This is a genomic window from Mangrovimonas aestuarii, from assembly GCF_028767185.1.
GTDB lineage: Bacteria > Bacteroidota > Bacteroidia > Flavobacteriales > Flavobacteriaceae > Mangrovimonas_B > Mangrovimonas_B aestuarii.
Window position 1 is genome coordinate 190,499 of the sequence record NZ_JARACK010000004.1, and the last position, 23,995, is coordinate 214,493.

Genomic DNA, 23,995 nt, shown 5'->3' on the forward strand with positions numbered 1-23,995 from the left:
TTTTATTTTAGTATGAAATTATATTTGCACATTGGTACTGAAAAAACAGGGAGCTCTTATGTACAGACCTTATTGTCGAAGAATAGAACCCAATTAGAGTCTCATGGTTATTACTTTCCTGGAGCAGGAAAACACGAACAGCAAATGTTGGCAGGAAAGATATCAGCAGGAAATGGAGTGGAGCTTAAAAATACGTTGTGTAAGCCTAAAGAGAATCTTGAAAAGTTATTATTAGACTATATTAAAAAGGCTAAAGAAAAGTCATGTGATAAAATCGTAATATCAAATGAAAATCTGATAGAATCCCTTTCAGATGCTAAAGTTTTAAAACAACTTGTGAATAGCTGTAAGGTTTTAAATCTTGAAATTGGAGAGGTACTGTTAGTATTGAGAGACCCAATAGATCAAGCCCTATCACTTTATAAACATCGAGCCAAAAACGGTAATATAGCAATCATTGACAAATGGTTAAAAACGGGATATGATCTCCCTATTTATTTAAAAGGATTTTTAGAGAATATTTCACGAGAGTCACTTAAAATTACCGTTAGAAAGTTTAAAAAAGAAAAGCTTTTTCTCGAAAACGTTTTTTTTAATGATTGGTTAAAAGTAGGTAATCCAGTAGTTAGTCACATAAAACCTGTAAACCCTTCGCTTACTCTGAGTGAACTTTATTTTTTAAAAGAGTTGAGAAAAGCAGACCCTTATTTGGTAAAAAAGGCTTACCAAGCTTTTTTAAGCATGGAGATTACTGAGAAGAAGAAGGATAAGCAATTGGAAAAAGCATACAGAATGGTTATTTCGAACCATCTAGAAGGCTATAATAGGGTATGGCTCAATATGAACGACTTTTTACAAGAGAATGAAAAAATTGATATACCTATTAGCTTTAATAAAGGTCAAGATAATTTTGAAGACGCACTTGAGTATACCCCAAAACAGGTTCAGGTAATGACATCTTTAATTGCAGATTCAAAAAAGATAAAAGTAAAAGTAGATAGAATGCTATACAGTATTAAGCAATTTATTATAGGAGTTACACCAAGACCTTTTCTAGACTTTTACATAAAGATAAAGTATTCAGCTTAAATAGATACTATACTTACAGATAAAGTGATAAAACAGAAAAAAATTACACGAAGAAATTTTTCTGTTTTATTAAAAAGTAAGTAGAGTCTTAGTGAGCAAAAAAAATCATTTGATGAAATTGAGAGTACTTTTCGTCACTCCTACTGCATTTGTATTGAATGCAGGAGAAGTTCAACGAACAATATTTAATAATTGTAAATATTTTTCTGAAACAGAAGGTAGTGTGTATAACTATTCAGCCAATAGTTTAAGGCATGTAAAGGTTGGATATGGAACTTTACACTATCCAAATCTAGTGGATAACTTTCGAAAACAATTGAAGCATTATGAATAGAGCTCTTTTCTATAATTCCTTAATGATGCTTTTTTCTCCGGTTGTAGGTTTAGTCTATGGGCTGAAACGCAGTTTCGACTCTTCTTATAAGAGGAAATTGTTGACCTTGTTTATAACAATTTTTGGTTCAGTAATTACAATTTCCGAAAGTAATGATGGGTATCGACATTGGCAAAATGTATATTTTCATTATATGGATTTATCATTAGGTAAGTTCATTTCTGAATGTTGGGAAATTATCTCGTTCAAATCGAATATTAATATCCAAGAAGATTTATATATTCACTTTTTGTCGTATATAACAGGGGCAGTTTTGGGTGTTCCTTGGTTGTTTTTTGTTTTTGTAGCTTTTATTTATGGTTATTTTTTTTCTGGATCAGTTTTTCGTTTAATCCAATTATCTAAAGGAAGAAACTACGGTCGAATATTTTATTTTTTTTTAATTGTTTTTTTATTGTGGAAAGGTCTAGAGGGCATTAATTCCATAAGAACCTGGACAGGCGGATGGGTACTTTTTTATGCATGTTTGAGTTATTACCAAACTAAAAAGAAAAAGTATCTTTTATTAATGTTTGTACCACCTTATATCCACATTGGGTACTTTGCTATGACCATTCCTGCATGGATTGTTTTGTTTCTAGGTGTTAGGCATAAGCTATACGTTATTTTATTTTGCTTATCTTTTGTAACAACAATATTTGACCATGGATCAGTAATTAAACAGCTTCAAACGACTGAAGTAGGGGCAGATAAGGTAAGGAGTTACCAAGTAGAAGAACAAAGAACCTCTGATTATTATCTAGATCAATATTCGGGCAGTACTTGGTACTTGAAACTATTTGCATTGGGCGTTCAAAACTGGGGTGTGAATATCTTGGCTTTTTCCCTGATTTTTTTTGGTGTATACAAAAGAATGAACTTGCTTGAGAGCCATTTGTTTTCCATTGGTTTACTTACCAAAGTGCTCTCCAATGCATCATGGTTTTTATTTGCTTTACAGAACAGGACAGCCATTATTACAGGACTTTTTATTTTGGCAAGTTTTTTACTGGTTTGGCAAAGAGGGGGATTTACTTCTATAGCAAAACATAAAGCCAAATTATTGAGATTTTCTTTTATTTTGTCTTTTATACTGCTTATTCCATTTGTGATATATAAAATAGCGGGAATGATTTATTTTTTAAGTATCAATTTGTTTTTATTGCCATTCATACCTTGGTTTGACTCTTCCCTAAACTATTCAGTTAGGGAGTTTTTATCTTTCCTGTTATGATAGAATACTTCAAAAAGTATCCAAAAGTGTGTCATTGTTTAAAAGAAGTAAAAGCCTGAATTGAAAATGACAATTCGATTGTAATATCCAATTAACCTAATTATTGACAAAGGAAAACTCATGTTTGAGGTCGAAATGTTACATGAGGCCTAACATTTTATAGGTTTACATTATTAGATAGCAAACATTTAAATTATGACCAATATACTATTTATAGCTTCTTTTCCCATTGAACCTAAAAAAGGAGGTGTCCAGAGAGTAACCCATATTTTAACAGAGGAATTTCTTAAAAGAGGGGCAAAGGTATTTTATCTTTCTCTTGGGAAAATGGATGCAGATTTTAAATTTAATACAGAGCAATTTGTATTACCTAATACAAATCAACTATGGTCTGGAGAGAATATAAGCTTTTCAAAAAATCTCATTAAAGAAAAAAAAATAGAGGTTATTATAAACCAAACAGGGGTTTATAAAGCTAAAATGAATTTTGTGTATGAGATTAAGCCTAAAGGGGTGAGATTAATAACAGTACACCATAATTGCTTAATAGGTTTAAATAAAAATTACAGAAATATAAGATTAGGAAACACCAATACAAAATCTATTTTTAATGCTATTGATTTTCGATTGGTTTGGGAGGTATTAAAGTTTTTAAATAAAAAAAAGCAAGCTAAATTGCTTAAAAATGCAATTGATAAATCAGATAAACTTGCATTGTTATCTGAAAGCTATATTAAAGAATTGGAATATTATTTGACTTATTTTGATGAGAGTAAAATAGTGGCAATGCCAAACCCTGCTTCATTTGAAACAAATGAAAATATATCATTTGATGAAAAAGAGAATAGAATTGTTTATGTTGGCCGTTTAAGTATAACTCAAAAAAGAGTTGAAAAATTACTTCTTTTATGGGAGGGAATTTATCAGAAATATCCAAGTTGGCAATTTGATATTTTAGGAGATGGACCGGCAAAACAATTTTTATTAGACGAAATAAAGAAAAGAGGCCTAAAGAGAATAACCATACATGGTACTCAAGACCCGAAACTATTTTTGGCAAAGGCTAAATTATTTGTGATGACCTCTGATTTTGAAGGGTTCCCTATGGTATTGCCAGAAGCCCAATCTTACGGAGTAGTACCTGTTGCTTTTAATACTTTTGGAGCTATAAGTGATGTAATACAACATCAAGAAACGGGCTTAGTAATTAAAGAAGAAGACATACAATCATACATTATGAGTTTACAGGAATTAATGAGTGATCAGGAAAAGCTCAAAGCAATGAGTGCTAAGGTTCAAAAGATGCCTTCAAAATATAAAGTAAGACATATAGCAGATAATTGGATTAAATTAATTAATGATTTAAACTGATTAAAGTAAGGTTCTGTTTCTTTAGTCTAAGAAATAGACTTATTTAACAGGATTTGATTCCCATAACAAAGAGAAGAAAAAGTGAGTGTTATAATATTAGGGATATAGTCATTATAATTTTTTATTTGAAACTTAGGAAGTATCTCTTTTTTAGAATAATTACATATAAATTTATTTTAATTGACATTGATGAAACTCAAATCTAAAATTAGGCAAAATCTTATAAATATGCCTGGTTGGAGAACTAAACGCAAAATAGTAGTTATTGAAAGTGACGATTGGGGGAGTATAAGAATGCCAAATAGGGATGCGTATAATAATTTATATAAGCAGTCTGATTTTATTAAAAACAATCCTTACTGCAGGTTTGACACTTTGGCTTCATCAACAGATTTAGAGGCTTTGTTTGAAGTGCTTTTAAAGCACAAAGATAAAAATAACAGACCAGGTGTAATAACTGCTAATACAGTTGTTGCCAATCCGAATTTTCAAAGAATTGCCAAATCAAATTATGAGAAGTATAATTATGAGCCTTTTACAGAAACTCTAAAGAGTTATTACCCTAATGAGGATACATGGGGTATTTGGAAGCAGGGTATTAGTCATAATGTTTTTCACCCCCAATTTCATGGCAGGGAACATGTAAATGTACTGTTATGGTTTAAGTTATTAAAGGATAAAGATCCTATAGCAATGAAATCCTTTATTCAATTATGTTGGATTATACCTCCAATGCAGACAAAACCAACAAGGGATATTCAAGCATCATATGATATTGATTCAGATCAGGGGAGAGTATTTATTACACAGGCAGTTAAGGAAGGGTTGGAATTGTTTGAGAGACTATTTGGATATAAATCTGAATCCTTTATTGCCAATAATTTTATATGGGATAAAGAGGTTGAAAATGTTTTAAATAAAGGAGGAGTGCGGTTTATACAGGGTATGAAATACCAGAAACTTCCAGTGGTCTATAATCATGAGAAAAGAAAAATGGTTCGACATTATTTAGGAGCAACAAACGAACACAAGCAAACTTACCTTGTAAGGAATTGTGTGTTTGAACCTTCGCAATACCCAGCCTCGTTCAATTCATTAAAATCTTGTTTGGCTGATATTGAGAATGCTTTTTTTTGGAATAAACCAGCAATAATAACGACACATCGTCTTAATTTTATTGGTGGTTTGGAAGAAAATAATAGGAGAAACAATTTAAGAACATTTAATACTCTTCTAAAAGAAATGTTGAAAAGATGGCCCGATATTGAGTTTATGACCTCTGATGAACTGGGGCGATATATTGAAATATCAAAAAGTAAAGAATTACAAAGTTAGATTCGTCTTGTATTATGAATTCCAACAAAGAATTACAAGTTATATATATTGCTGGCAATGGTCATTCAGGTTCAACGCTGTTAGATATCATGCTCGGAAATGCTTCAAACGACATTTTTAGTGCCGGTGAACTAAGTTTTATTGTCAGGGATTCCATAATGGAAGAATACTGTTCCTGTAAAACTTTAATTCCTAAATGTGATATTTGGGCAGCCATTTTTGCAGAATGGGAGAGAAAAAGAAAAGTTAGCTACAAAGAGTATCAATCACTACGACATAAATTTGAGAGAAATAAGACCTTACTTCGATTATTAAAGAATATTTATTTTCCGGGAGAGGATTTTAAGGCATATTTATTAGCAACAAAAGCCTTGTTTTATGCCATTCATAAGGTAACAGGAGCAAATATTATAATAGATTCTTCTAAAAATGCAGGAAGAATTCCCATACTAAAGAGAATAGTCGACACTCAGGTAATTCATATTTGTAGAGATTTTAAAGGGGTCTTGAATTCGGCAAAAAAAGCTTCAAAAAAAGATATTGAAGCAGGTGTTGAGGAGGACTTTCCTGTACGAGGGTCAAAAAAAACATTAATCGACTGGATTTTAAATAATACGTTATGTGAATTTTTTTGTCGTGGAGTAAAGCACTATAAACTCAAGTACGCTGTTTACATAAAACATCCTGATGAGTTAATCAAAATCAATCCAATTTTTGAGGGTTTACAAAGCAAAGCTCCATACAGTGCACCACATATGCTTGCGGGAAATAAGATGAGGTTAAATCAACAAATAAAGGTAGATTCTAATTTAGGCTTTTCTTGTAGTAGATTAAGTAGTAGGCAGTTGGCTGTGTCTAGGATTGTGGATAAAGTGTTTTGGTTTTGGAGTTAATAACCTCATGATAATGATTTATTTAAAATATGAAAAAGTCTGAAAATGAATCTTCTCTCAAAAGAAGAAAATTATTGATCGTTATGCCGTCTTTAGTAGGAGGTGGTGCAGAGCGGGTACTCATTAATCTTTTAAAGCTTATTGACATAAATAAATATGAAGTTGACTTATTTGTTGTTGAACACAAAGGAGAACTTTGGCCACAAGTTCCAAAAGAAGTTAATAAGTATTTGATTTTTCCTTCTGTTATATTATCGAAACTCTCTTCGTATTTATATCGTCGTTTTGGAGTGAATTTATTAATTAAACTACACGGAAAAAAAATTAAAGGAAATTATGATGTAGGGATTTCTTTTCTAGACAGTATCCACACTGAATTTTTATTTCATAACGATGCAAAAATAAACAAAAGAGTTACTGTTATACATAGCAGCTATAAATCCTACTCGAATAAGTCGAGGTTTATAAAAGGAAAATACAAGAAAGTAATAAAAAAAAGACTAAAACAATTAGATACAATTATTTCTGTTTCCCATGAGGGGTTATTGGAGTTTAAGGAAATGCTAGGAGAATATAAAGACATGAGGGTTATTTACAATCCAATCAATGCTCGAGATATAATAAAAAAATCTAGTAGCAACATTCCTATAAAAGTTGAGGGGGAAATTTTGAATTTTATAGCAATAGGCAGTTTAATTCCTGTTAAAGGTTTTGATATGTTGATTAGTGCTGCAAAAATATTAAAAGATAAAGGGTTTAAGTTTAGGATAAATATACTGGGAGAGGGTTTTTTAAGGAAGGAATTAGAATCTCAAATACAATTATCTGAATTAAATGATTGTGTGTTTTTAAAAGGTTTTATTCCAAATCCTTACCCATGGTTACTCCATTCAGATGTTTTAGTGATGTCATCAGAATCGGAAGGATTACCTACTGTTCTGTGCGAAGCTTTAATTTTAGGAAAACCGACTATTACACCAAATGTACCAGGTTGTAGAGAGGTAGTTGACTACGGGAATTCAGGATTAATGTTTGATCGTAATGCTAGTCAATTGGCTAGTGCCATGCAAGTATTTATTGAAGATAAAAGTAAAATGGCGTATTATGCAGAGAAATCCAAAGAACGTTCAATCATATTTAATGACAAATCTGCAGTAGAGCAGTATATGCAAGTTTTTGATCAAGACTGAGGTTTAAATTTTAAGGGAACCTTTAGCCTTTTATAGTCATCTGCATAAGAAATATTTTATAAGGCATTTTAAATTAAACAATCAAATTATTAATACAGTTAAAGTATGCTCTTTTCGAAAACAGGGAATTTTATTTTTATAGCAAACCCAAAAACAGGGACCACTTCTTTTCAAAAAAGCATAAAAAAAATAGACCATAGTGCAATTATTAACTCATACTATTTAGATGATAGGGCTATTAAAATACCAGAACACGCAACAGCTGACAAAATAAAGCAAAAGCTTGGGGACCAATGCTACAATAAGCATAAAAAAATATGTTTTGTAAGGCATCCTTATGAAAAAGTGGTTTCAGCCTATTTTTTTCTTAACAATGGGGATCCTCTTACAAAAGGGACTATATGGAGCTATAACTCAAATTTAAGAATATTTTTAAAGGCACTAAAAACACAAGTGGCTATTTATTTTGCAAAGCTAACACCGTTCCAATTATGGTCTTTAGTCTATAACTATAAAAAGAATATTGATTATATCGCAGACGATAATGGTACCATCATAGTTAATCATATATGCAGGCTTGAGAACCTTTCAGAAGATTTAAATCAGGTATTTAATGATATTTCATATTCGTTAAAGTCTGAATTTAACCTGAATAGGATTAATACATCAAAGCATAAGTCTGTTGATTTATATTTTCAAAATAGTGGCATAAGTTACTGTTTGATAAAAAGTACAGAATAGAAATGCAGTTTTATAAATTTCTTCAATCCAGTGAAATGAGTTTGAATGATCTATATGGAAAGTCAATAAATTCATTAATTAATTTATGAAACTACTTATTAATACAGCGACAACCCATAAAGGAGGTGGCGTGCAAGTAGCTCTGTCTTTTATACAGTCGTGTAAAGCCTATCATTCACACGAATTTATAGTAGTTTTGGGTGTTACAATAGGAGGATTGATTGATCAATCGACATTCCCCGATAATTTTAGGTTTTACCAATTGTCTTATAGGCCAGCTGAAAAGGTGTTGTCTTTTGAGGATCAGGCAAAGGTTTTAAAAGAGATAGAATTAAACGAAAATCCAGATGTGGTTTTTACAACTTCAGGACCTTCATATTGGCGCCCCAAAAGGCCTCATTTAATGGGGTATAATTTACCTCATTATATATATCAGGACTCTCCTTATTTTTCTAAAATAGGGGTGTCAAATAGACTGAAGTGGAAATTTAAAGGTAAATTGATAAAATATTTTACCAAACGGGATGCAGATGCTTATGTGGTCCAAACAGAAGATGTTAACTCTAGATTGCAGAATTGGCTAAAAACAAATAAACCAGTTTATACTGTAAGTAACACTTACAGCAATAATTACAATAACTCAGAATTTACATCTGATCAATTGCTTCTCCCTCAATTAAAGAACAACGAATTTCGTTTTTTAATTTTAAGTGCGTATTATGCTCATAAAAATATAGAGGTATTAAATGAGGTTATTCCGTTACTAGAGGCTTATGGTGGAGATATAAAGTTTGTTACAACATTAACTGAAAATCAATTCGAAAATGTTTTTAATGAAAGCATAAGGTCATCAATAATCAATATAGGGCCACAAAGGCCCGAAGATTGTCCGCAACTATATAAAGAATGTCATGCCATTTTCTTACCTACTCTGTTAGAATGCTTTTCTGCATCCTATGCTGAAGCCATGAAAATGAAGCGACCTATTGTTACTACTAATCTTGGCTTTGCAAAATCTATATGTGGTAGCGCAGCACTTTACTATAATCCATTAAGTGCAGAGGATGCTGCCAATCAGATAATAAGTTTAATGACTAATAATGAACTAAAAGAGGGGCTGCTTAAAGCGGCAGATTTGGAAATAACCAAATTCAGTTCTGCGGAAGAACGCGCAAGAAAATACATTAATATTTGTTTGGAATTATTAAATAATGGATAAGAGAAAAATTGTCATTTTAAACCAAGCAGCTAACTATCTGACTGTCGGTTTTGCAAATGCTTTTTTAAAGGAGTTTGATGAAGTTGTTTTAATAACGGGTTCAATACATATTCAGGGAGAGGAACTTGATTCTGGGGTAAAAGTTCATAAGATTAATCCTTGGAGAGAAAATCCATCATGGAAAAAAGCATCCTCATATATATTAGCTTTATTTAGGATGTGGTGGTTACTAATGACCTGTTATAGAAAACATGAAGTATTTTTTGTGTCAGTACCTCCGATGGGGTATCTACTAAATTTGATAGTACCTCATCGCTTTAGTATGGTTATTTGGGATGTTTATCCCGATGTTTTTAAAATTACAGGTATGCAAGAGAGCCATTTTGTCTATAAAGCTTGGACATGGCTAAATAGAAGGTCTTTTAGAAAAGCCTATAAACTATTTACTATTAGTGAAAAAATGGCCGAGTTGCTTGTACAGTATGTGAATAAAAATAAAATAGTCATTCAACCCATATGGTCAATATTTCAAGAAAATACTAAGATTGAAAAGTCGGTCAATAAGTTTATAGCTTTGCATGATTTGGAAAATAAATTCGTCGTTCAGTATTCTGGAAATATTGGGCTAACTCATAATGTTGAAGCTTTAATAGATATTGCCGAAGCATTAAAGGATGAGTCTGAAATTATGTTTCAAATCATTGGCCGAGGTCCTAGAAAAAAGTATTTGGAAGAATTGGTAAAGGAACGACAATTGCCCAATTGTACATTTCTGCCATTTCAATCTGATGAAATGTTTCCATACTCCTTATCTGCAGCAGATTTAGGGGTGGTTATATTGGATGAAAAAACAAGTAAGGGAAGTGTGCCCAGTAAATCGTATAATTTAATGAGTTATGGCATCCCTTCATTATATATAGCGTCAAAAGATAGTCAATTAGGTGTTTATTCTAAGAATTATAATCACGCAAAGCTTTTTACTAAGGCAGAATTGAAAGATGCTGCGAATTTCGTCAAAGAGCTTTCTGTTAATTCAAATTTACATCAAACTCTAAGTGCAAATGCAGTTAAGGCATCAATGGACTTTAAAAGGAATAATGCTGATATATTTGTTGAAGAATATTTAAATGAGAATGAGGCAATTTTTAACTAATAATATTAAAAATGTTTATGGTTGGAGAACCAACCGTAAAATAGTAGTAATATCTGTGGATGATTATGGGAATGTCAGGTTAAATTCAAAGATAGCCCGTGAAAAAATGGATAAAGCAGGTCTTAAAGTGCACACGAGGTTTGATGCATTAGATGCATTAGAAACTCGAGAAGATTTAGAAGCTTTGTTTGAAGTCCTGTCTTCTGTAAGAGATAAAAATGATAGGCATGCGGTTTTTACTCCTTTTGCCATGCCATGTAATATAAATTTCGATGCTATGGCAGAAAACAATTATGAAGAATATGAATATGAGCTTTTACCTGTTACATATCAAAAATTAAGTGTTCAAGACCCAAAAGCTTACGAAGATACTTGGAATCTTTGGTTACAAGGAATAAAAGAAGGTTTTTTGAAACCTCAGTTTCATGGGCGTGAACATTTTAATCTGAAAGTGTTTGAAGAGAAATTACAAAAACGAGATATTGAACTATTAACCTCTTTAAAAAATCATTCTTATACAAGTATTTCTAATACAGGATATTCTACTATAGGTTATACGGCTGCCTTTGAATTTTGGGAATTTGACGAAAATATAAGGTTCAAAAAAATAATAGAAGAAGGTCTTAATGCTTTTGAGCAAGTATATGGTTATAGAGCAATTCACTTTAACCCGCCAGGCGGTAGAGAACACCCTATTATTCATCAATATTTAAAAGATAATGGTATTGAATATATGGATACTCCTTTTATAAAACAAGAACATCAAGGAAAAGGAAAGTTTAAAAAAATATTTAACTATACTGGGAAATCAAATCATATAAATATGATTTATCAGGTACGTAATGTAGTATTTGAGCCAACGAATAATCGAGGATTTGACTGGGTAGAATATTCATTTAAGCAGATTGAAAGTGCTTTCAGGTTTGGGCGTCCGGCAATTGTAAGTACTCATCGTATAAATTTTAGTGGTCATATAGTAGAGGAGAATAGAAAAATTGGATTAAACGCTTTGGGGAAGTTACTAACTAAAATAGTAAATAAATGGCCTGAGGTTGAATTTATGACAGCAGATCAATTAGGAGATGTTATAGCTGCAAATAAAAGTAATTAGAATTTATGAGTTTTTTTGAGAGCCTTAGGCAAGGGACATTTTCATTCATTGATACTTTTAAGGGGAAGCCTTTAAAAAAACATTTAGAGGATATTAAAAAGGGATTTGGTCATGTCACATCTAATGATCACTTATTGCATATCTTAAAACATGCCAAGGATACAACAGATTTTTATAAAAGTGAAAATCCACAAAGTGGAATAGAATCATTTCCTGTTATAAATAAATCCATTTTAAAAGATCATACCTCTGGGTTTTTATCTGATAGATTTAAATTGGATGAGTTAATACCTACGATTACGAGTGGATCTACGGGAACACCTTTTAAAAGTTATCAAAATAAAAACAAAAAACTAAGGAATACAGCCGATACAATTTTTTTTGCTCATTTAACAGGATATGATGTTGGCAATAAATTATATTATTTTAAAATATGGAGCAGAAATAATAGAAAAACGAAGTTCTTGCAAAAAGTACAGAATGTAGTTCCAATAGATGTTTTAGACTTAAAGAAAAATGCAGGTCAAATAATTAAAAAGCTTAATAGAAATACAAACAGCATAAGTCTTTTAGGTTATGTATCAGCTTTTGAAACACTGTATAAATGGTTAATGGAAAATCCAAATATTTCCATTAATGCTAAAATAAATTCGGCAATAACAATGTCTGAAGGTTTGGATCTAGAAACGAAGAGATTGCTGCAGAAAAAGTTTAATTGTGATATTTATTCAAGATATTCTAATGTAGAAAATGGAATTTTGGCACAGCAAATTCCTGGAAGTGGAGAATGTTTTCTGATTAATACAATGAGTTATTATTTTGAAATTTTAGACATTGAAACAGACAAAGTATTACCTTATGGTTCGTTAGGTAGGATTGTTGTTACTGATTTGTATAATGAAGCTATGCCGTTTATACGATATGACACTGGAGACATAGGTGAAATTGAAATAAAGAAGATAGAAGGGAAAGACTATCATGTATTAAGCAAAATAGAGGGAAGAAAGCTAGATCAAATTTTCAACACCAAGGGAGAATTAATATCATCTTATATAGTTTATAAAAACATGTGGCAATATACAGAAATTGAACAGTACCAATTTGTGCAGGAAGATATTAATAAATATTCTTTGAAAATTAGTTTGAAAGGTGAATTTAGAAGACAAGATCAATTGATTAATGAATTTAAGTCTTATTTAGGAGAGGATGCAAAACTTTCAATAAAATATGTTGATGAAATTCCCTTGTTGGATTCTGGGAAAAGAAAAAAAGTAGTTAACCTAATGAAGCTAAAACAAGGTAATTAAAGTCAATATTTTTAATTGAAAATCAATTATTAAAACTCAGATTTATGGAAATTAACTATTGGAGTAAAATATATATAGCAGGTCACTGTGGTATGGTAGGTAGTGCCATTTGGCGTAGTCTGGAAAAGAAAGGATATACCAATTTAATTGGTCGGACGAGTAAAGAACTTGATTTAAGAAACCAGTTGGCAGTAGAAACGTTTTTTAGAAGCGAACAGCCTGATGTTATTATTGATGCTGCTGCACGTGTGGGAGGTATTTTGGCTAATAATGATTATCCTTATCAGTTTTTAATGGAGAACATGCAAATCCAGAATAATTTAATTGACAGCTCTCTAAAAAGTGATGTCAACAAGTTTATTTTTTTAGGATCATCCTGTATATATCCGAAATTTGCACCCCAGCCACTAAAAGAATCCTATTTACTTACTGATAGTCTGGAACCAACTAATGAGTGGTATGCCATCGCAAAGATTTCAGGTGTTAAGGCTTGTCAGGCTATAAGAAAACAATACGGCAAAGACTATGTCAGTTTAATGCCAACAAATTTGTATGGCCCATACGATAACTTCGATTTAAAAACATCACATGTTTTACCGGCCATGATTAGAAAGTTTCATGAAGCCAAGGAAAATGGTCATCAAGCTGTGGAATTATGGGGGAGTGGTTCTCCAATGCGTGAATTTTTACATGTTGAGGATTTAGCCGAAGCGGTTGTATTTGCTTTGGAGAATACCTTGGAAGACTACCTTTATAATGTGGGTACAGGAGTGGATTTAAGCATTAAATCCTTGGCAGAGAAAATACAAAAGGCTGTTGATCACCAAGGCGAAATTATTTGGGATAGTTCAAAACCTGATGGGACTCCAAGAAAGTTATTGGATGTATCAAAGTTAGAGGAACAGGGGTGGAGAAGTTCTATTGTATTGGATGAAGGCATTAAACAAACCTACAAGTGGTTTTTGGCGCATCAGGATAGTTTTAAGGAAGTAAAGTTGTAATGTCGTTTATTTGTTATTCTGGCTATAAGCTGTAGGCTTTAGGCGATAGGCTGTGTGCTTAAGGTTGTGTTAGATACATTATGAGGTTTCCGCTTTCGGGGGAATTGAAATATTTGATAGGTTAATTTTGAGTTGGCCTTGTTCTCGATACTATTTTTACACTTCATTTCATTTCGTGAAAAATCACTCCTTTAGACTTGCAATGTTATTTTGTGAATTTAAAAACAAGGCAGAACACTCATTTTTTAGGATAAACGTCAATAAAAACTGTTGCTATACATCTATATAAAACAAAACACTTTTATAACAATTCAATTATGATAGTTTGTTATACATTTGGGATGTTGTTTGGAATAGTAAGTGAATTTAACGAGTATTGGGTAAAGAAAATAGATCGCTTTGCTTCTAGAGTTTAGAAGATAGACACTTTTTAGGTTTTGTTGATGTTGTATTTTACAAAACCAATTGATGAACAGTGGATAGAGAACAATGATTATAAGCATCGAAATAGTACAGATGCATTAAAATAAATAAGTAAAATAAAAATGTTGCCAAGCAAGGGTAACAAAAACATATTGATGAGATGAAAACTGCTCTAATAACAGGAATAACAGGACAAGATGGTGCCTATTTAGCAGAATTATTATTGGAAAAAGGCTATATGGTTCATGGAATAAAGCGACGCTCTTCTTTATTCAACACTGATAGAATAGACCATTTATACCAAGATCCACATGCTGATAATGTTCGCTTGAAACTGCATTATGGGGATTTGACTGATTCTATGAACCTGACAAGAATCATTCAAGAAACCCAACCTGATGAGATCTATAATTTGGCGGCGATGAGCCATGTTAAGGTGTCTTTTGATACGCCTGAATATACTGCTAATGCCGATGGGATTGGTACTTTAAGGATATTGGAAGCTGTACGCCTTTTGGGCTTGGAAAAAAAGACCAAGATTTATCAAGCCTCGACTTCTGAACTTTATGGTTTGGTGCAAGCTGTTCCACAAAGTGAGACGACACCATTTTACCCACGCTCTCCCTATGCTGTTGCTAAGCTTTATGCGTATTGGATTACTGTTAACTATAGGGAAGCTTACGATATGTTTGCCTGTAATGGGATATTATTTAACCATGAGTCGCCATTACGAGGAGAAACGTTTGTGACTCGTAAAATCACAAGGGCAGTAGCTAAGATTGCCTTGGGGTTACAGGAAGAATTCTTTATGGGGAATCTAGACGCCAAGCGTGATTGGGGTCATGCCAAAGATTATGTGGAAGCGATGTGGCGTATGCTACAACAAGATACTCCCGAAGATTTTGTGATTGCTACAGGCCAAACTACCAAAGTTAGAGACTTTATCATTATGGCATTTGCAGAGCTTGGTATCGGATTGAGGTTTGAAGGAAGTGGTGTTGATGAGCAAGCATTTGTTGATTCAATTGATTTTGAATTATTTACTTCCAAAACGGGTGTTGAAAAATCTGAGTGTCAATTAAGTCTTGGTAAAAGGGTGCTGAGTATTGATCCTAAATATTTCAGGCCTACAGAAGTTGAGTTGTTAATTGGTGATGCTACAAAGGCTCAAAATAAGTTGGGATGGAAACCTAAATACGATTTACCAGCTTTAGTTAGTGAAATGATAGCTTCTGATGTATTGTTGTTTAAAAAGGACTTACAGCTTAAGAAAAGTGGATATTCTATTTTAAATCAAGCGGAATAACAATATTCATTGTAAAGTAGTAGTAACTTATAATGGTTTAGGGGGAATGATTACGATTAAGATAGACATAAGGTAGTTTAACAGCCTCTAATTGATCAAGGTGTCGAACCTTTATATTTATGAATATAAGAAGGCTTAATTTTAGCCTTTTAAAATTTACTTTATAGGTCTCTTAAAGTATTAATATGAAGAAAAAATTAAATATACTTATTACAGGAGTTGGTGGACCAACCCCGAGAAGTTTTGCCAGATCTTTGAAGGAATTAGGAAATTATGCTGAGTATAACTTAATCGGTACAGATATAACACCATATGCCGTTGGGCATTATCAATCATCCATTTTTGATAAATCCTTTTTAACAAAGCCATCATCAGATAGAGGTTATTGGGAGGAGATGGAGCGATTGATAAAGGATGAAAATATTGATATAGCTGTAATTCTACCAGAACAAGAAGTGTTTACTTGGAGTAAGAGGCAGGCGGAAGGGACTTTGCCGTGTAAAGCATTGATACCACCTTTAGAAGCTGCTTCTAATCTGATAGATAAAGGTATTTTATCTGAAGCATTAAAAGATACAGGGTTGGTTCCTAATTACGTTTTGATTGATGCTACAAGTCCAAGCCTTAAAGAAGATACTGAAGCTAATTTAAATTATCCTTATTGGATAAGATCTGCTACTGGTTCGTCTGGATTGGGATCTTTTAAAATCAACAATTTTTCTGATCTGGAACGTTGGATTGCAATAAATCAAGATATTGATAATTTTATAGCCAGTGATTATTTGCCTGGTAGAAATTTAGCATGTAAAATGCTCTATTATGAAGGTGAATTAATTCGTTCTGCTTGTGCCGAACGTGTTAATTATATCATGGCTAAAGTTAGTCCATCTGGAATAACCGGTAACACATCATTCGGTAGGCTAATAAATGACTCCAGAGCTTTTGAGGTGTCAAAAAAAGCTATGGACATTATTTTTGGGCTTACAAACACTAAAAAACATGGTTTTTATACAGTAGATCTGAAAGAGGATATAAATGGTAATCCATTAATTACTGAAATAAATGTGCGTCATGTAGCATTTACACAATGTTTTTCTGCAGGAGGGGCTAATTTCTGTGAGGATACAATCAGACTTTTGGATCAAGATTCATCATTAGATAAGACTTTTATGTCATATAAGTTTGAAGAGGGGTTAATCTTTCTGAGAGATGTAGATGAGCGTCCAATTGTTATGAAAGAGTCGTTATTATTAGAGCCTTTTTCTAAATAGTCATAAATTTCAAAATTCATCTTTGATGTTATGAAAAGGATATTGGATATAGTCATTCCACTTGTAATTCTAATTGTCATTTCCCCCCTTCTTTTAATTATCATTTTACTGCTCAAGTTTACAGGAGAAGGAGAGGTGTTTTACCTTCAGGAACGTATGGGTAAAGATAATAACCCATTTTACATTTATAAGTTTGCAACCATGCTTAAAAATAGCCCTAATATGGGCGGCAAAACTATTACGGTGCGTAATGATCCTAGAATAACACCAATAGGGAAATGGTTGCGCATATCTAAATTTAACGAGCTACCACAATTGTTTAATGTTGTTAAAGGTGATATGTCTTTGGTAGGACCTCGTCCGCTTTTAAAAACAAGTTTTTTAAAATACACACCAGATGTGCAAAATATTATTTATAAAAATACTCCTGGTGTAACAGGAATAGGCTCATTGGTATTTCGTGATGAGGAGAAGTTGGTTTCTATGTATAAGGATTTAGGAAAGGATCCAATGGATTATTACCGCCAACACATTTACCCGTATAAAGGGCAGCTTGAAACATGGTACTATAAAAATAATTCCATTTTGGTTGATTTAAAAATTATTATGTTAACAACATGGTCATTAATTAATTCAGATTCAGATTTGGTTTTTAAGATTTTTAAGGATTTGCCTCCTAAGCCATACGAGTTGACAGTTTCTGGGATTGAACAAATAGCCTCATAAATTGAAAATAGTTTAAATACTTTTTATAGCATGTTATTTAACTCATTAGATTTTGCCCTGTTTTTACCAATAGTATTTGTACTCTATTGGTTTGTAGCAAACAAAAATTTAAAACTTCAAAATTTTTTAATAGTAGTCGCGAGTTACTATTTTTATGGTTGTTGGGACTGGCGGTTTTTGTCACTTATTGTGTTCAGCACATTAGTGGATTATAGTATAGGTGTAAGGCTTTCCAAAGAAAATAATTTGGTTAGACGAAAGGTCTTATTATGGACTAGTATTTTAGTGAATTTAGGTTTTTTGGGCTTTTTTAAATATTATAATTTCTTTCTAGAAAACTTTATAGCTAGTTTTTCACTTTTTGGGCTAGATTTCCACGCCAATACTCTTAACATTATTTTACCAGTTGGGATAAGCTTTTACACATTTCAGACTTTGAGTTATACCATTGATGTCTATAGACGAAAACTGGAGCCTACAAAGGATGTTATTGCTTTTGCGGCTTTTGTTAGCTTTTTTCCTCAATTGGTGGCTGGACCAATTGAGCGCGCAACACATTTATTGCCTCAAATACTTAACAAACGAAAATTTAATAGCCTAAAAGCTATTGAAGGAATAAAGTTTATTATTTATGGGTTTTTCTTGAAAATATTTATAGCTGATACCTTGGCTCCTGTAGTTGATGAAATATTTTCTAATTATGAATCTGTATCAGGAGGCACTTTGATGTTAGGGGCTATTTTCTTTTCTATTCAGATTTATGGTGATTTTAGTGGGTATTCAAAAATAGCGAGAGGGGTTTCAAAGCTTTTTGGTTTTGAGCTCATGGAAAATTTCGATTTTCCATATTTCTCAAGGAGTATTGGAGAGTTTTGGAGAAAGTGGCATATTTCTCTAAATACATGGTTTCGTGATTATTTGTACATTCCATTAGGTGGCTCTCGTCTTAGTAAATATAGGAGTGTTCTAAATGTGTTTATTATTTTCTTGGTTTCTGGTTTTTGGCATGGTGCGAATTGGACTTTTATTGCTTGGGGATTCATTCACGCAAGTTTGTTTATTCCTTCATTTATTCTAGGAACCAATAGAAAGCATGTAGATTCATTGGAATTAAAGAGTATGGGTTTTATTGAGTTGAGTAGCATATTCCAAATAATGATTACTTATTTAGTTGTCACATTTGCATGGATTTTTTTCCGTTCAGAAAACATTACTCAAGCTTTATACATTGTTAAGCATATCAATTTCGAATTCGACAGTTTTCACAATTTTTTGTGGGTAATTTTTATTTGTATTTTGTTTGACTTTTTATTAATGCAAAGGAAATATGAAAAGTTTATTTACCCATTGATGGTAGGGGCAATAATCGCAGCTAGTTTTTCGAGTTCAAAGTCTGAGTTTATTTACTTTCAATTTTAGAGCGTATGTTTAAAAAAATCAAGTATTTCGTTTTAGTTTGCCTTTCTTTTACTCTATCAATGGAGTTTTTAGGCTATCTTAAAGTTAATGATAATAAATTGAGAGTGAATGATAAGAGTCATTCGTACTTTAATGAAAAGAATACGAAAGATGTTTATTTTGTTGGAGACAGTTATGCGAGTACCAATTATGTGAAGGAAAGTTACCCTGTTATTTTCAAAAATTATTTTAAATCAATAGGGTGGAATTTCACTGACTTATCGAGAGCAGGTACAGAACTAAATTATCACAAGCCCATACTTGATTCACTAAGTGACATTAAACCTGAGCTTATTATTTACTATTATAATATAAGCGATGTGGTATCGCTAAATGATAGTATTCTTCTATTAAACGATAAAAATGTGTCACTTCAGAATAAAGTTGTTGATAAGAAAGAAAGAGGTAATAGCTTAAAGAGAATAATGAATAGAGCTTATAATGATTCAGAAACTATATTACTGCTTAAAAAGATTGCACAATATTCTTCTTTAATTCTTACAGATAGGCATTTAGCAGGGACACCTGCAAATAAATTCCCAATGGAGAATAAAAGACAGGAAAAGAAATTAAAAGATTTTTTCTCTTCAATTACAGCTGAGAACGTTATCATATTGATAAATACACCCTTTTATGCAGGTGAAAAAGTTAAAATGTGGGAACAATACAATATGTTCAATAATATGGAAACAAGCGATAATTGTTTTCTAGTTCAGGCTGTTGATATAATAGATGATTCAAAGTATGCCGTTTCTTGGAGAAATGGACATCCTAATCAAGAGGCTATTAAGGTTATTGCTGATAGCTTGATAAATAAAATAGAAGAATTGAGAATAAAAAAACAGAATTGATGGTTTTTCTTTTTTTCTATAAATAATTTATTATTATGATACCATTATCAATACCACAACTCGAAGGTAACGAATGGACCTATGTAAAGGAATGTTTGGACACTGGTTGGATTTCCTCTGCAGGTAACTATGTGAACCAATTTGAACAAATGGTAGCCGATTATGCTGGAGCCAAGCATGGTGTAGCCTGTATGAACGGTACTGTAGGATTGCACATTGCTTTACAATTGGTAGGTGTTACAGCTAACGACCATGTTATTGCACCCAATATTACGTTTATTGCTACCCTAAACGCCATAAAATATACTGGAGCTAGTCCGATTTTGATGGATGTGAATACTGGGAATTGGCAGATGGATTTAGATTTGTTAGAACAGTTTTTGGCTAGTTCAACATATACTAAGGAAGTCGATGGAAAACCTTATACTTTTAATGCATCAACCAATAAACGAATTGCAGCTATTATGCCGGTTCATGTTCTTGGGAATATAGGAGATATGGAGCGATTGACAGTAGTTGCCAAACATTACCACATAGAAGTAGTAGAGGACAGTACTGAAGCCCTTGGATCTTTATTTAAAAAGAAACATGCCGGTACGTTTGGTAAGTTTGGCGTATTCAGTTTTAATGGGAATAAGATTATTTCTACTGGCGGTGGCGGTGTGATTGTGACCGATGATGAAGCATTGGCAAAAAAAGCGAAGCACTTGACCACTCAAGCAAAATCCTCTGCAATGGATTATATTCATGATGAAATTGGTTATAACTACCGTTTGGTAAATGTGTTAGCAGCCATAGGGGTGGCGCAGATGGAGACTTTTCCTAAGTTGTTGGGAAATAAACAACGCATGGATGCTTTTTACCGTAAAGCGTTAACCGGGGTTGGAGATATTCAGTTTCAGCAGGTGTCAGTTGATGTGAATCCAAACTGTTGGTTGTTTACCTTTAGTACGTCTCGTATGCGAGAGTTACTGGCTTATTTGAATGAAAAAGGGGTACAGTCGCGTCCGTTTTGGATGCCGATGAATCAGTTGGAGATGTTTAAAAAGGATATTTATATCAGTGATTCAGATGTGTCTTCTACCATATATGATACCTGTATTAGTATACCGAGTTCGGCGGGGATAAGTCAGGAGGAGATGGAGACGGTTGTGATGACGATCAAGAGTTTCTATTAATAATGTATGTTTTTTACATCGTTAATTTTTTAGATGCAAATATGCTTATTTACTGATGTCATATTTCATGAAAATATTTCTATGGAGCGCGTGATAAAATAAAAAATCAAATACTTTTAATTTTAACTAGCTCTAAAACAATTAATTTTTTTAGATTTTAATAAAAATTGTGAATGGATAAAAATAATAGTAGTTCTTGGCGTTTAAATTTGAAAAAAAAAGGAAAGAAAAATTATGATCTTTTTGTTATTGCACCTCTTCTAAAAACAAAAAAGTTCAATTCTACAGAGAGTATTGTAATTTTTAGTGAAGCCAGAGGCGGAAGTACTTGGTTAATGGAAATGTTGAGGGACAGTTTGGATTTATGCATTAATTGGGAGCCATTGCATCCTGAACTTGGAGCGGTACCCAAAGATTACAGTTTGGGGAACAGACCATTTATAATAGAAAATGATCCAAATTTTCGGTATAAAGAACTTTTTAAGGACATATTTGAATTTAAAACACATGCATTTTGGAATAGGAAGTATTTAACTTTGACGCAATTAATAAGAGGAAAACAAGTCTTAGTCAAGTTTGTTAGAGCTAATTTATTGGTGCCTTATATATTAAAAAATTTCAATTTTAAATACCCACCTATTTTTTTATTGCGCCACCCAATAGATGTATGCTTATCAAAAATTAGAGTAAATCACAAATCTCTTGTAAATACCCATGAAATGGAAATACCAAATTGGTTAAACAATGATAGGTTTGTTAAACATAAAGATTATGTTGATAAATTAGAAACAAGATTAGAAAAGGAAATAGCTGTTTGGTGCATAAACAATGCTCCAGTATTAAATAAGTTAGCATATTACAACCTTCATACTATTTTTTACTCAGACATATTGATAGATCCTAAAAAGGAGATGGAAAAATTATTTATTAACTATCAGATAGATAATTATGAAGAGAAACTAAGTAAAATCAATTTTAGAAAGGCAAGTTCTACCAACAATAGGAAGGGGTTTGGTTATCAAAGTGACGTTACGGGGCAATTGTATAAAAATTTTGAAGCACTTGATCTAGAGATGAAAAATAGGATTCAAGAAATTTTTGATTATTTCGATTTAAAGGTATTTACAGCTTATTCTCCTCTACCAGAAAAAGAGTTTTTAAAGTTACATCAAGGTTAATTTGTAATCTGGCATTAATAGGGTTTGGCGATTGTCTTAATTTATCTGCTCAATATAAAAAAGAATTAAAATTGATTGTTAAACCAAAACAATTGTAAAACAATTACAAGGGAGCTTAGTATACTCAAAACGATAAGTAATAACTAATGAACTTAATAGACATACCAAATTTTATAAATACCTATATCACCAAGAGACAAGAGAGTTTGTTTGCTAAGGATATAGAAGCAAATAGAGAACTGTTAACAGACCGTATTCAAGGAAAATCGGTGCTGGTGATTGGTGGCGCTGGAACTATTGGTTCTTCGTATATACGAGCGATTCTTCAGTTCAAGCCCTCAAAGTTATACGTTGTGGATACCAACGAGAATGGATTAACGGAATTGACTCGTCAGTTACGCTCGGATGCCAATATGTATATGCCCGAGGATTATAAAACCTATCCGATGAATTTTGGGGATGCGGTGTTCGAAAAAATGTTCAAGGCTGAAGGCCCTTTCCATATTGTAGCCAATTTTGCAGCCCATAAACATGTGCGCAGTGAGAAAGATAAGTACTCCATAGAGGCGATGATTGATAATAATGTGTTTAAAGCTAAAGCATTTTTGGATTTGTTGGTGGAGCACAAACCAGAACGCTTCTTTTGTGTGTCGACCGATAAGGCGGCGAACCCAGTAAACGTTATGGGAGCCAGTAAGAAGTTGATGGAGGAAACTATCATGGCATATTCTGATACATTACAGATTACAACCGCTCGATTTGCCAATGTGGCTTTTTCCAATGGATCACTATTGGCTGGGTATATAGAGCGCTTGTTTAAAAATCAACCGATATCCTGCCCTGCCGATGTAAAGCGTTTTTTTGTGTCGCCAGAAGAAAGTGGACAGATATGCATGTTGGCTTGTATGTTGGGGGAGTCTTCAGATATTTATTTCCCTAAACTAGAGGAGGAAGAAATGGCATACTTTAAGGAGATTACTTTGGATTTCTTTAAAGCCTCTAACCGCCAGATATTAGAGTGCAGTACTGAAGTTGAGGCTAAGCAAATGGCTTTAAAACTGACGGATCAGGATCCTTATCCAGTTTTCTTTTTTAAATCGGATACCTCTGGTGAAAAGCTTTATGAAGAGTTTTATACTGACAGTGATGTTGTAGATATGTTAACTCACGACTCCTTGGGGGTTGTTAAAAATGCAAGAAAGTTAGCATTAGGAGATATTGAATCGACCATTGAAGAGTTAAAAACATTGATGGATTCAGGGGATTATGATAAGGCTAAGATTGTAAGTGCATTAAAAAAGCACCTTCCAGATTTTGAGCATATAGAGACGGGGAAGAGTTTGGATCAGAAAATGTAATTATTTTCGCGAATTCGGGTATTTGCAAAATCGCGAATCTGCGAAATAAAATAAACTATCCAATTCTACTTTGAAAGAATGGATGTTTGGCATTCCGCTTCTTCTCGATACATCCAGACAGCGGCTGGACACTCGAAGTGACGCTTGGGGGAGTTTTGAAGTTAGTTCGTTATTTCAATTTATACGGTTTCTCAAATATTATTTCTCACTAAAACAAAATGAAAAACAA

At 32.6% G+C, this 23,995-nt stretch carries 21 protein-coding genes; all 21 read left to right on the plus strand.

The window, feature by feature from the left end; translation table 11 throughout:
- Window positions 1–12: 12 nt before the first annotated feature.
- The 21 genes from PWU04_RS07005 (at window position 13) to PWU04_RS07105 (ending at window position 23,766) form a co-directional block, all read left to right on the plus strand.
- Window positions 13–1,089 (plus strand): hypothetical protein, encoded by a 1,077-nt coding sequence (locus tag PWU04_RS07005; protein ID WP_274475254.1) that lies wholly within the window; start codon window positions 13–15, stop codon window positions 1,087–1,089.
- 112 nt (window positions 1,090–1,201) lie between these two features.
- Window positions 1,202–1,423: a hypothetical protein gene (locus PWU04_RS07010; protein WP_274475255.1), complete on the plus strand. Its 222-nt coding sequence runs from the start codon at window positions 1,202–1,204 to the stop codon at window positions 1,421–1,423.
- Window positions 1,416–2,696 (plus strand): hypothetical protein, encoded by a 1,281-nt coding sequence (locus tag PWU04_RS07015; protein WP_274475256.1) that lies wholly within the window; start codon window positions 1,416–1,418, stop codon window positions 2,694–2,696. Before PWU04_RS07010 ends, PWU04_RS07015 begins: the two co-directional genes overlap by 8 nt.
- Before the next feature lie 195 nt (window positions 2,697–2,891).
- The gene (locus PWU04_RS07020; protein ID WP_274475257.1) at window positions 2,892–4,067 is read left to right on the plus strand and encodes a glycosyltransferase; all 1,176 of its coding nucleotides are present in this window, start codon (window positions 2,892–2,894) and stop codon (window positions 4,065–4,067) included.
- Window positions 4,068–4,295: 228 nt separating this feature from the next.
- Window positions 4,296–5,402: a polysaccharide (de)acetylase gene (locus PWU04_RS07025; protein ID WP_274475258.1), complete on the plus strand. Its 1,107-nt coding sequence runs from the start codon at window positions 4,296–4,298 to the stop codon at window positions 5,400–5,402.
- 14 nt (window positions 5,403–5,416) lie between these two features.
- The gene (locus tag PWU04_RS07030; RefSeq protein WP_274475259.1) at window positions 5,417–6,295 is read left to right on the plus strand and encodes a hypothetical protein; all 879 of its coding nucleotides are present in this window, start codon (window positions 5,417–5,419) and stop codon (window positions 6,293–6,295) included.
- A 29-nt stretch (window positions 6,296–6,324) separates the two neighbouring features.
- The gene (locus PWU04_RS07035; protein ID WP_274475261.1) at window positions 6,325–7,485 is read left to right on the plus strand and encodes a glycosyltransferase; all 1,161 of its coding nucleotides are present in this window, start codon (window positions 6,325–6,327) and stop codon (window positions 7,483–7,485) included.
- 105 nt (window positions 7,486–7,590) lie between these two features.
- Entirely contained in the window at window positions 7,591–8,226 is a 636-nt protein-coding gene (locus PWU04_RS07040) for a sulfotransferase family 2 domain-containing protein (RefSeq protein WP_274475262.1), read from the plus strand.
- Between the two features lie 85 nt (window positions 8,227–8,311).
- Window positions 8,312–9,445, plus strand: a complete 1,134-nt coding sequence (locus PWU04_RS07045; protein ID WP_274475263.1) for a glycosyltransferase — start codon at window positions 8,312–8,314, stop codon at window positions 9,443–9,445.
- Window positions 9,438–10,598, plus strand: coding sequence for a glycosyltransferase family 4 protein (locus tag PWU04_RS07050; RefSeq protein ID WP_274475264.1), 1,161 nt, complete (start codon window positions 9,438–9,440; stop codon window positions 10,596–10,598). The genes PWU04_RS07045 and PWU04_RS07050 overlap by 8 nt, the downstream gene beginning before the upstream one ends.
- Complete coding sequence (locus PWU04_RS07055; protein ID WP_274475265.1) at window positions 10,579–11,709, plus strand: hypothetical protein; 1,131 nt, start codon at window positions 10,579–10,581, stop codon at window positions 11,707–11,709. The genes PWU04_RS07050 and PWU04_RS07055 overlap by 20 nt, the downstream gene beginning before the upstream one ends.
- 5 nt (window positions 11,710–11,714) lie before the next feature.
- Window positions 11,715–13,016, plus strand: a complete 1,302-nt coding sequence (locus PWU04_RS07060; protein WP_274475266.1) for a phenylacetate--CoA ligase family protein — start codon at window positions 11,715–11,717, stop codon at window positions 13,014–13,016.
- Window positions 13,017–13,066: 50 nt separating this feature from the next.
- Complete coding sequence (locus PWU04_RS07065; RefSeq protein WP_274475376.1) at window positions 13,067–14,017, plus strand: GDP-L-fucose synthase family protein; 951 nt, start codon at window positions 13,067–13,069, stop codon at window positions 14,015–14,017.
- Window positions 14,018–14,600: 583 nt separating this feature from the next.
- The gene (gene gmd / locus PWU04_RS07070) at window positions 14,601–15,746 is read left to right on the plus strand and encodes a GDP-mannose 4,6-dehydratase (protein WP_274475267.1); all 1,146 of its coding nucleotides are present in this window, start codon (window positions 14,601–14,603) and stop codon (window positions 15,744–15,746) included.
- 185 nt (window positions 15,747–15,931) lie between these two features.
- Entirely contained in the window at window positions 15,932–17,017 is a 1,086-nt protein-coding gene (locus tag PWU04_RS07075; RefSeq protein ID WP_274475268.1) for an ATP-grasp domain-containing protein, read from the plus strand.
- 30 nt (window positions 17,018–17,047) lie between these two features.
- Window positions 17,048–17,743 (plus strand): sugar transferase, encoded by a 696-nt coding sequence (locus tag PWU04_RS07080; protein ID WP_274475269.1) that lies wholly within the window; start codon window positions 17,048–17,050, stop codon window positions 17,741–17,743.
- Window positions 17,744–17,773: 30 nt separating this feature from the next.
- The gene (locus PWU04_RS07085) at window positions 17,774–19,162 is read left to right on the plus strand and encodes an MBOAT family O-acyltransferase (protein ID WP_274475271.1); all 1,389 of its coding nucleotides are present in this window, start codon (window positions 17,774–17,776) and stop codon (window positions 19,160–19,162) included.
- A gap of 104 nt (window positions 19,163–19,266) precedes the next feature.
- Window positions 19,267–20,052 (plus strand): hypothetical protein, encoded by a 786-nt coding sequence (locus PWU04_RS07090; RefSeq protein ID WP_274475273.1) that lies wholly within the window; start codon window positions 19,267–19,269, stop codon window positions 20,050–20,052.
- Between the two features lie 35 nt (window positions 20,053–20,087).
- A complete protein-coding gene (locus tag PWU04_RS07095; RefSeq protein WP_274475274.1) occupies window positions 20,088–21,230 on the plus strand; it encodes a LegC family aminotransferase in 1,143 nt (380 codons plus the stop codon).
- A gap of 173 nt (window positions 21,231–21,403) precedes the next feature.
- The gene (locus PWU04_RS07100) at window positions 21,404–22,408 is read left to right on the plus strand and encodes a sulfotransferase family protein (RefSeq protein WP_274475275.1); all 1,005 of its coding nucleotides are present in this window, start codon (window positions 21,404–21,406) and stop codon (window positions 22,406–22,408) included.
- 146 nt (window positions 22,409–22,554) lie between these two features.
- A complete protein-coding gene (locus PWU04_RS07105; RefSeq protein ID WP_274475276.1) occupies window positions 22,555–23,766 on the plus strand; it encodes a polysaccharide biosynthesis protein in 1,212 nt (403 codons plus the stop codon).
- The last annotated feature ends 229 nt before the right edge of the window (window positions 23,767–23,995 follow it).

Coding starts and splice junctions, on each gene's coding strand:
- PWU04_RS07005 (WP_274475254.1), top strand. CDS start 13: ATGAAATTATATTTGCACATTGGTACTGAAAAAACAGGGAGCTCTTAT.
- PWU04_RS07010 (WP_274475255.1), top strand. CDS start 1,202: ATGAAATTGAGAGTACTTTTCGTCACTCCTACTGCATTTGTATTGAAT.
- PWU04_RS07015 (WP_274475256.1), top strand. CDS start 1,416: ATGAATAGAGCTCTTTTCTATAATTCCTTAATGATGCTTTTTTCTCCG.
- PWU04_RS07020 (WP_274475257.1), top strand. CDS start 2,892: ATGACCAATATACTATTTATAGCTTCTTTTCCCATTGAACCTAAAAAA.
- PWU04_RS07025 (WP_274475258.1), top strand. CDS start 4,296: ATGCCTGGTTGGAGAACTAAACGCAAAATAGTAGTTATTGAAAGTGAC.
- PWU04_RS07030 (WP_274475259.1), top strand. CDS start 5,417: ATGAATTCCAACAAAGAATTACAAGTTATATATATTGCTGGCAATGGT.
- PWU04_RS07035 (WP_274475261.1), top strand. CDS start 6,325: ATGAAAAAGTCTGAAAATGAATCTTCTCTCAAAAGAAGAAAATTATTG.
- PWU04_RS07040 (WP_274475262.1), top strand. CDS start 7,591: ATGCTCTTTTCGAAAACAGGGAATTTTATTTTTATAGCAAACCCAAAA.
- PWU04_RS07045 (WP_274475263.1), top strand. CDS start 8,312: ATGAAACTACTTATTAATACAGCGACAACCCATAAAGGAGGTGGCGTG.
- PWU04_RS07050 (WP_274475264.1), top strand. CDS start 9,438: ATGGATAAGAGAAAAATTGTCATTTTAAACCAAGCAGCTAACTATCTG.
- PWU04_RS07055 (WP_274475265.1), top strand. CDS start 10,579: ATGAGGCAATTTTTAACTAATAATATTAAAAATGTTTATGGTTGGAGA.
- PWU04_RS07060 (WP_274475266.1), top strand. CDS start 11,715: ATGAGTTTTTTTGAGAGCCTTAGGCAAGGGACATTTTCATTCATTGAT.
- gmd (WP_274475267.1), top strand. CDS start 14,601: ATGAAAACTGCTCTAATAACAGGAATAACAGGACAAGATGGTGCCTAT.
- PWU04_RS07075 (WP_274475268.1), top strand. CDS start 15,932: ATGAAGAAAAAATTAAATATACTTATTACAGGAGTTGGTGGACCAACC.
- PWU04_RS07080 (WP_274475269.1), top strand. CDS start 17,048: ATGAAAAGGATATTGGATATAGTCATTCCACTTGTAATTCTAATTGTC.
- PWU04_RS07085 (WP_274475271.1), top strand. CDS start 17,774: ATGTTATTTAACTCATTAGATTTTGCCCTGTTTTTACCAATAGTATTT.
- PWU04_RS07095 (WP_274475274.1), top strand. CDS start 20,088: ATGATACCATTATCAATACCACAACTCGAAGGTAACGAATGGACCTAT.
- PWU04_RS07100 (WP_274475275.1), top strand. CDS start 21,404: ATGGATAAAAATAATAGTAGTTCTTGGCGTTTAAATTTGAAAAAAAAA.
- PWU04_RS07105 (WP_274475276.1), top strand. CDS start 22,555: ATGAACTTAATAGACATACCAAATTTTATAAATACCTATATCACCAAG.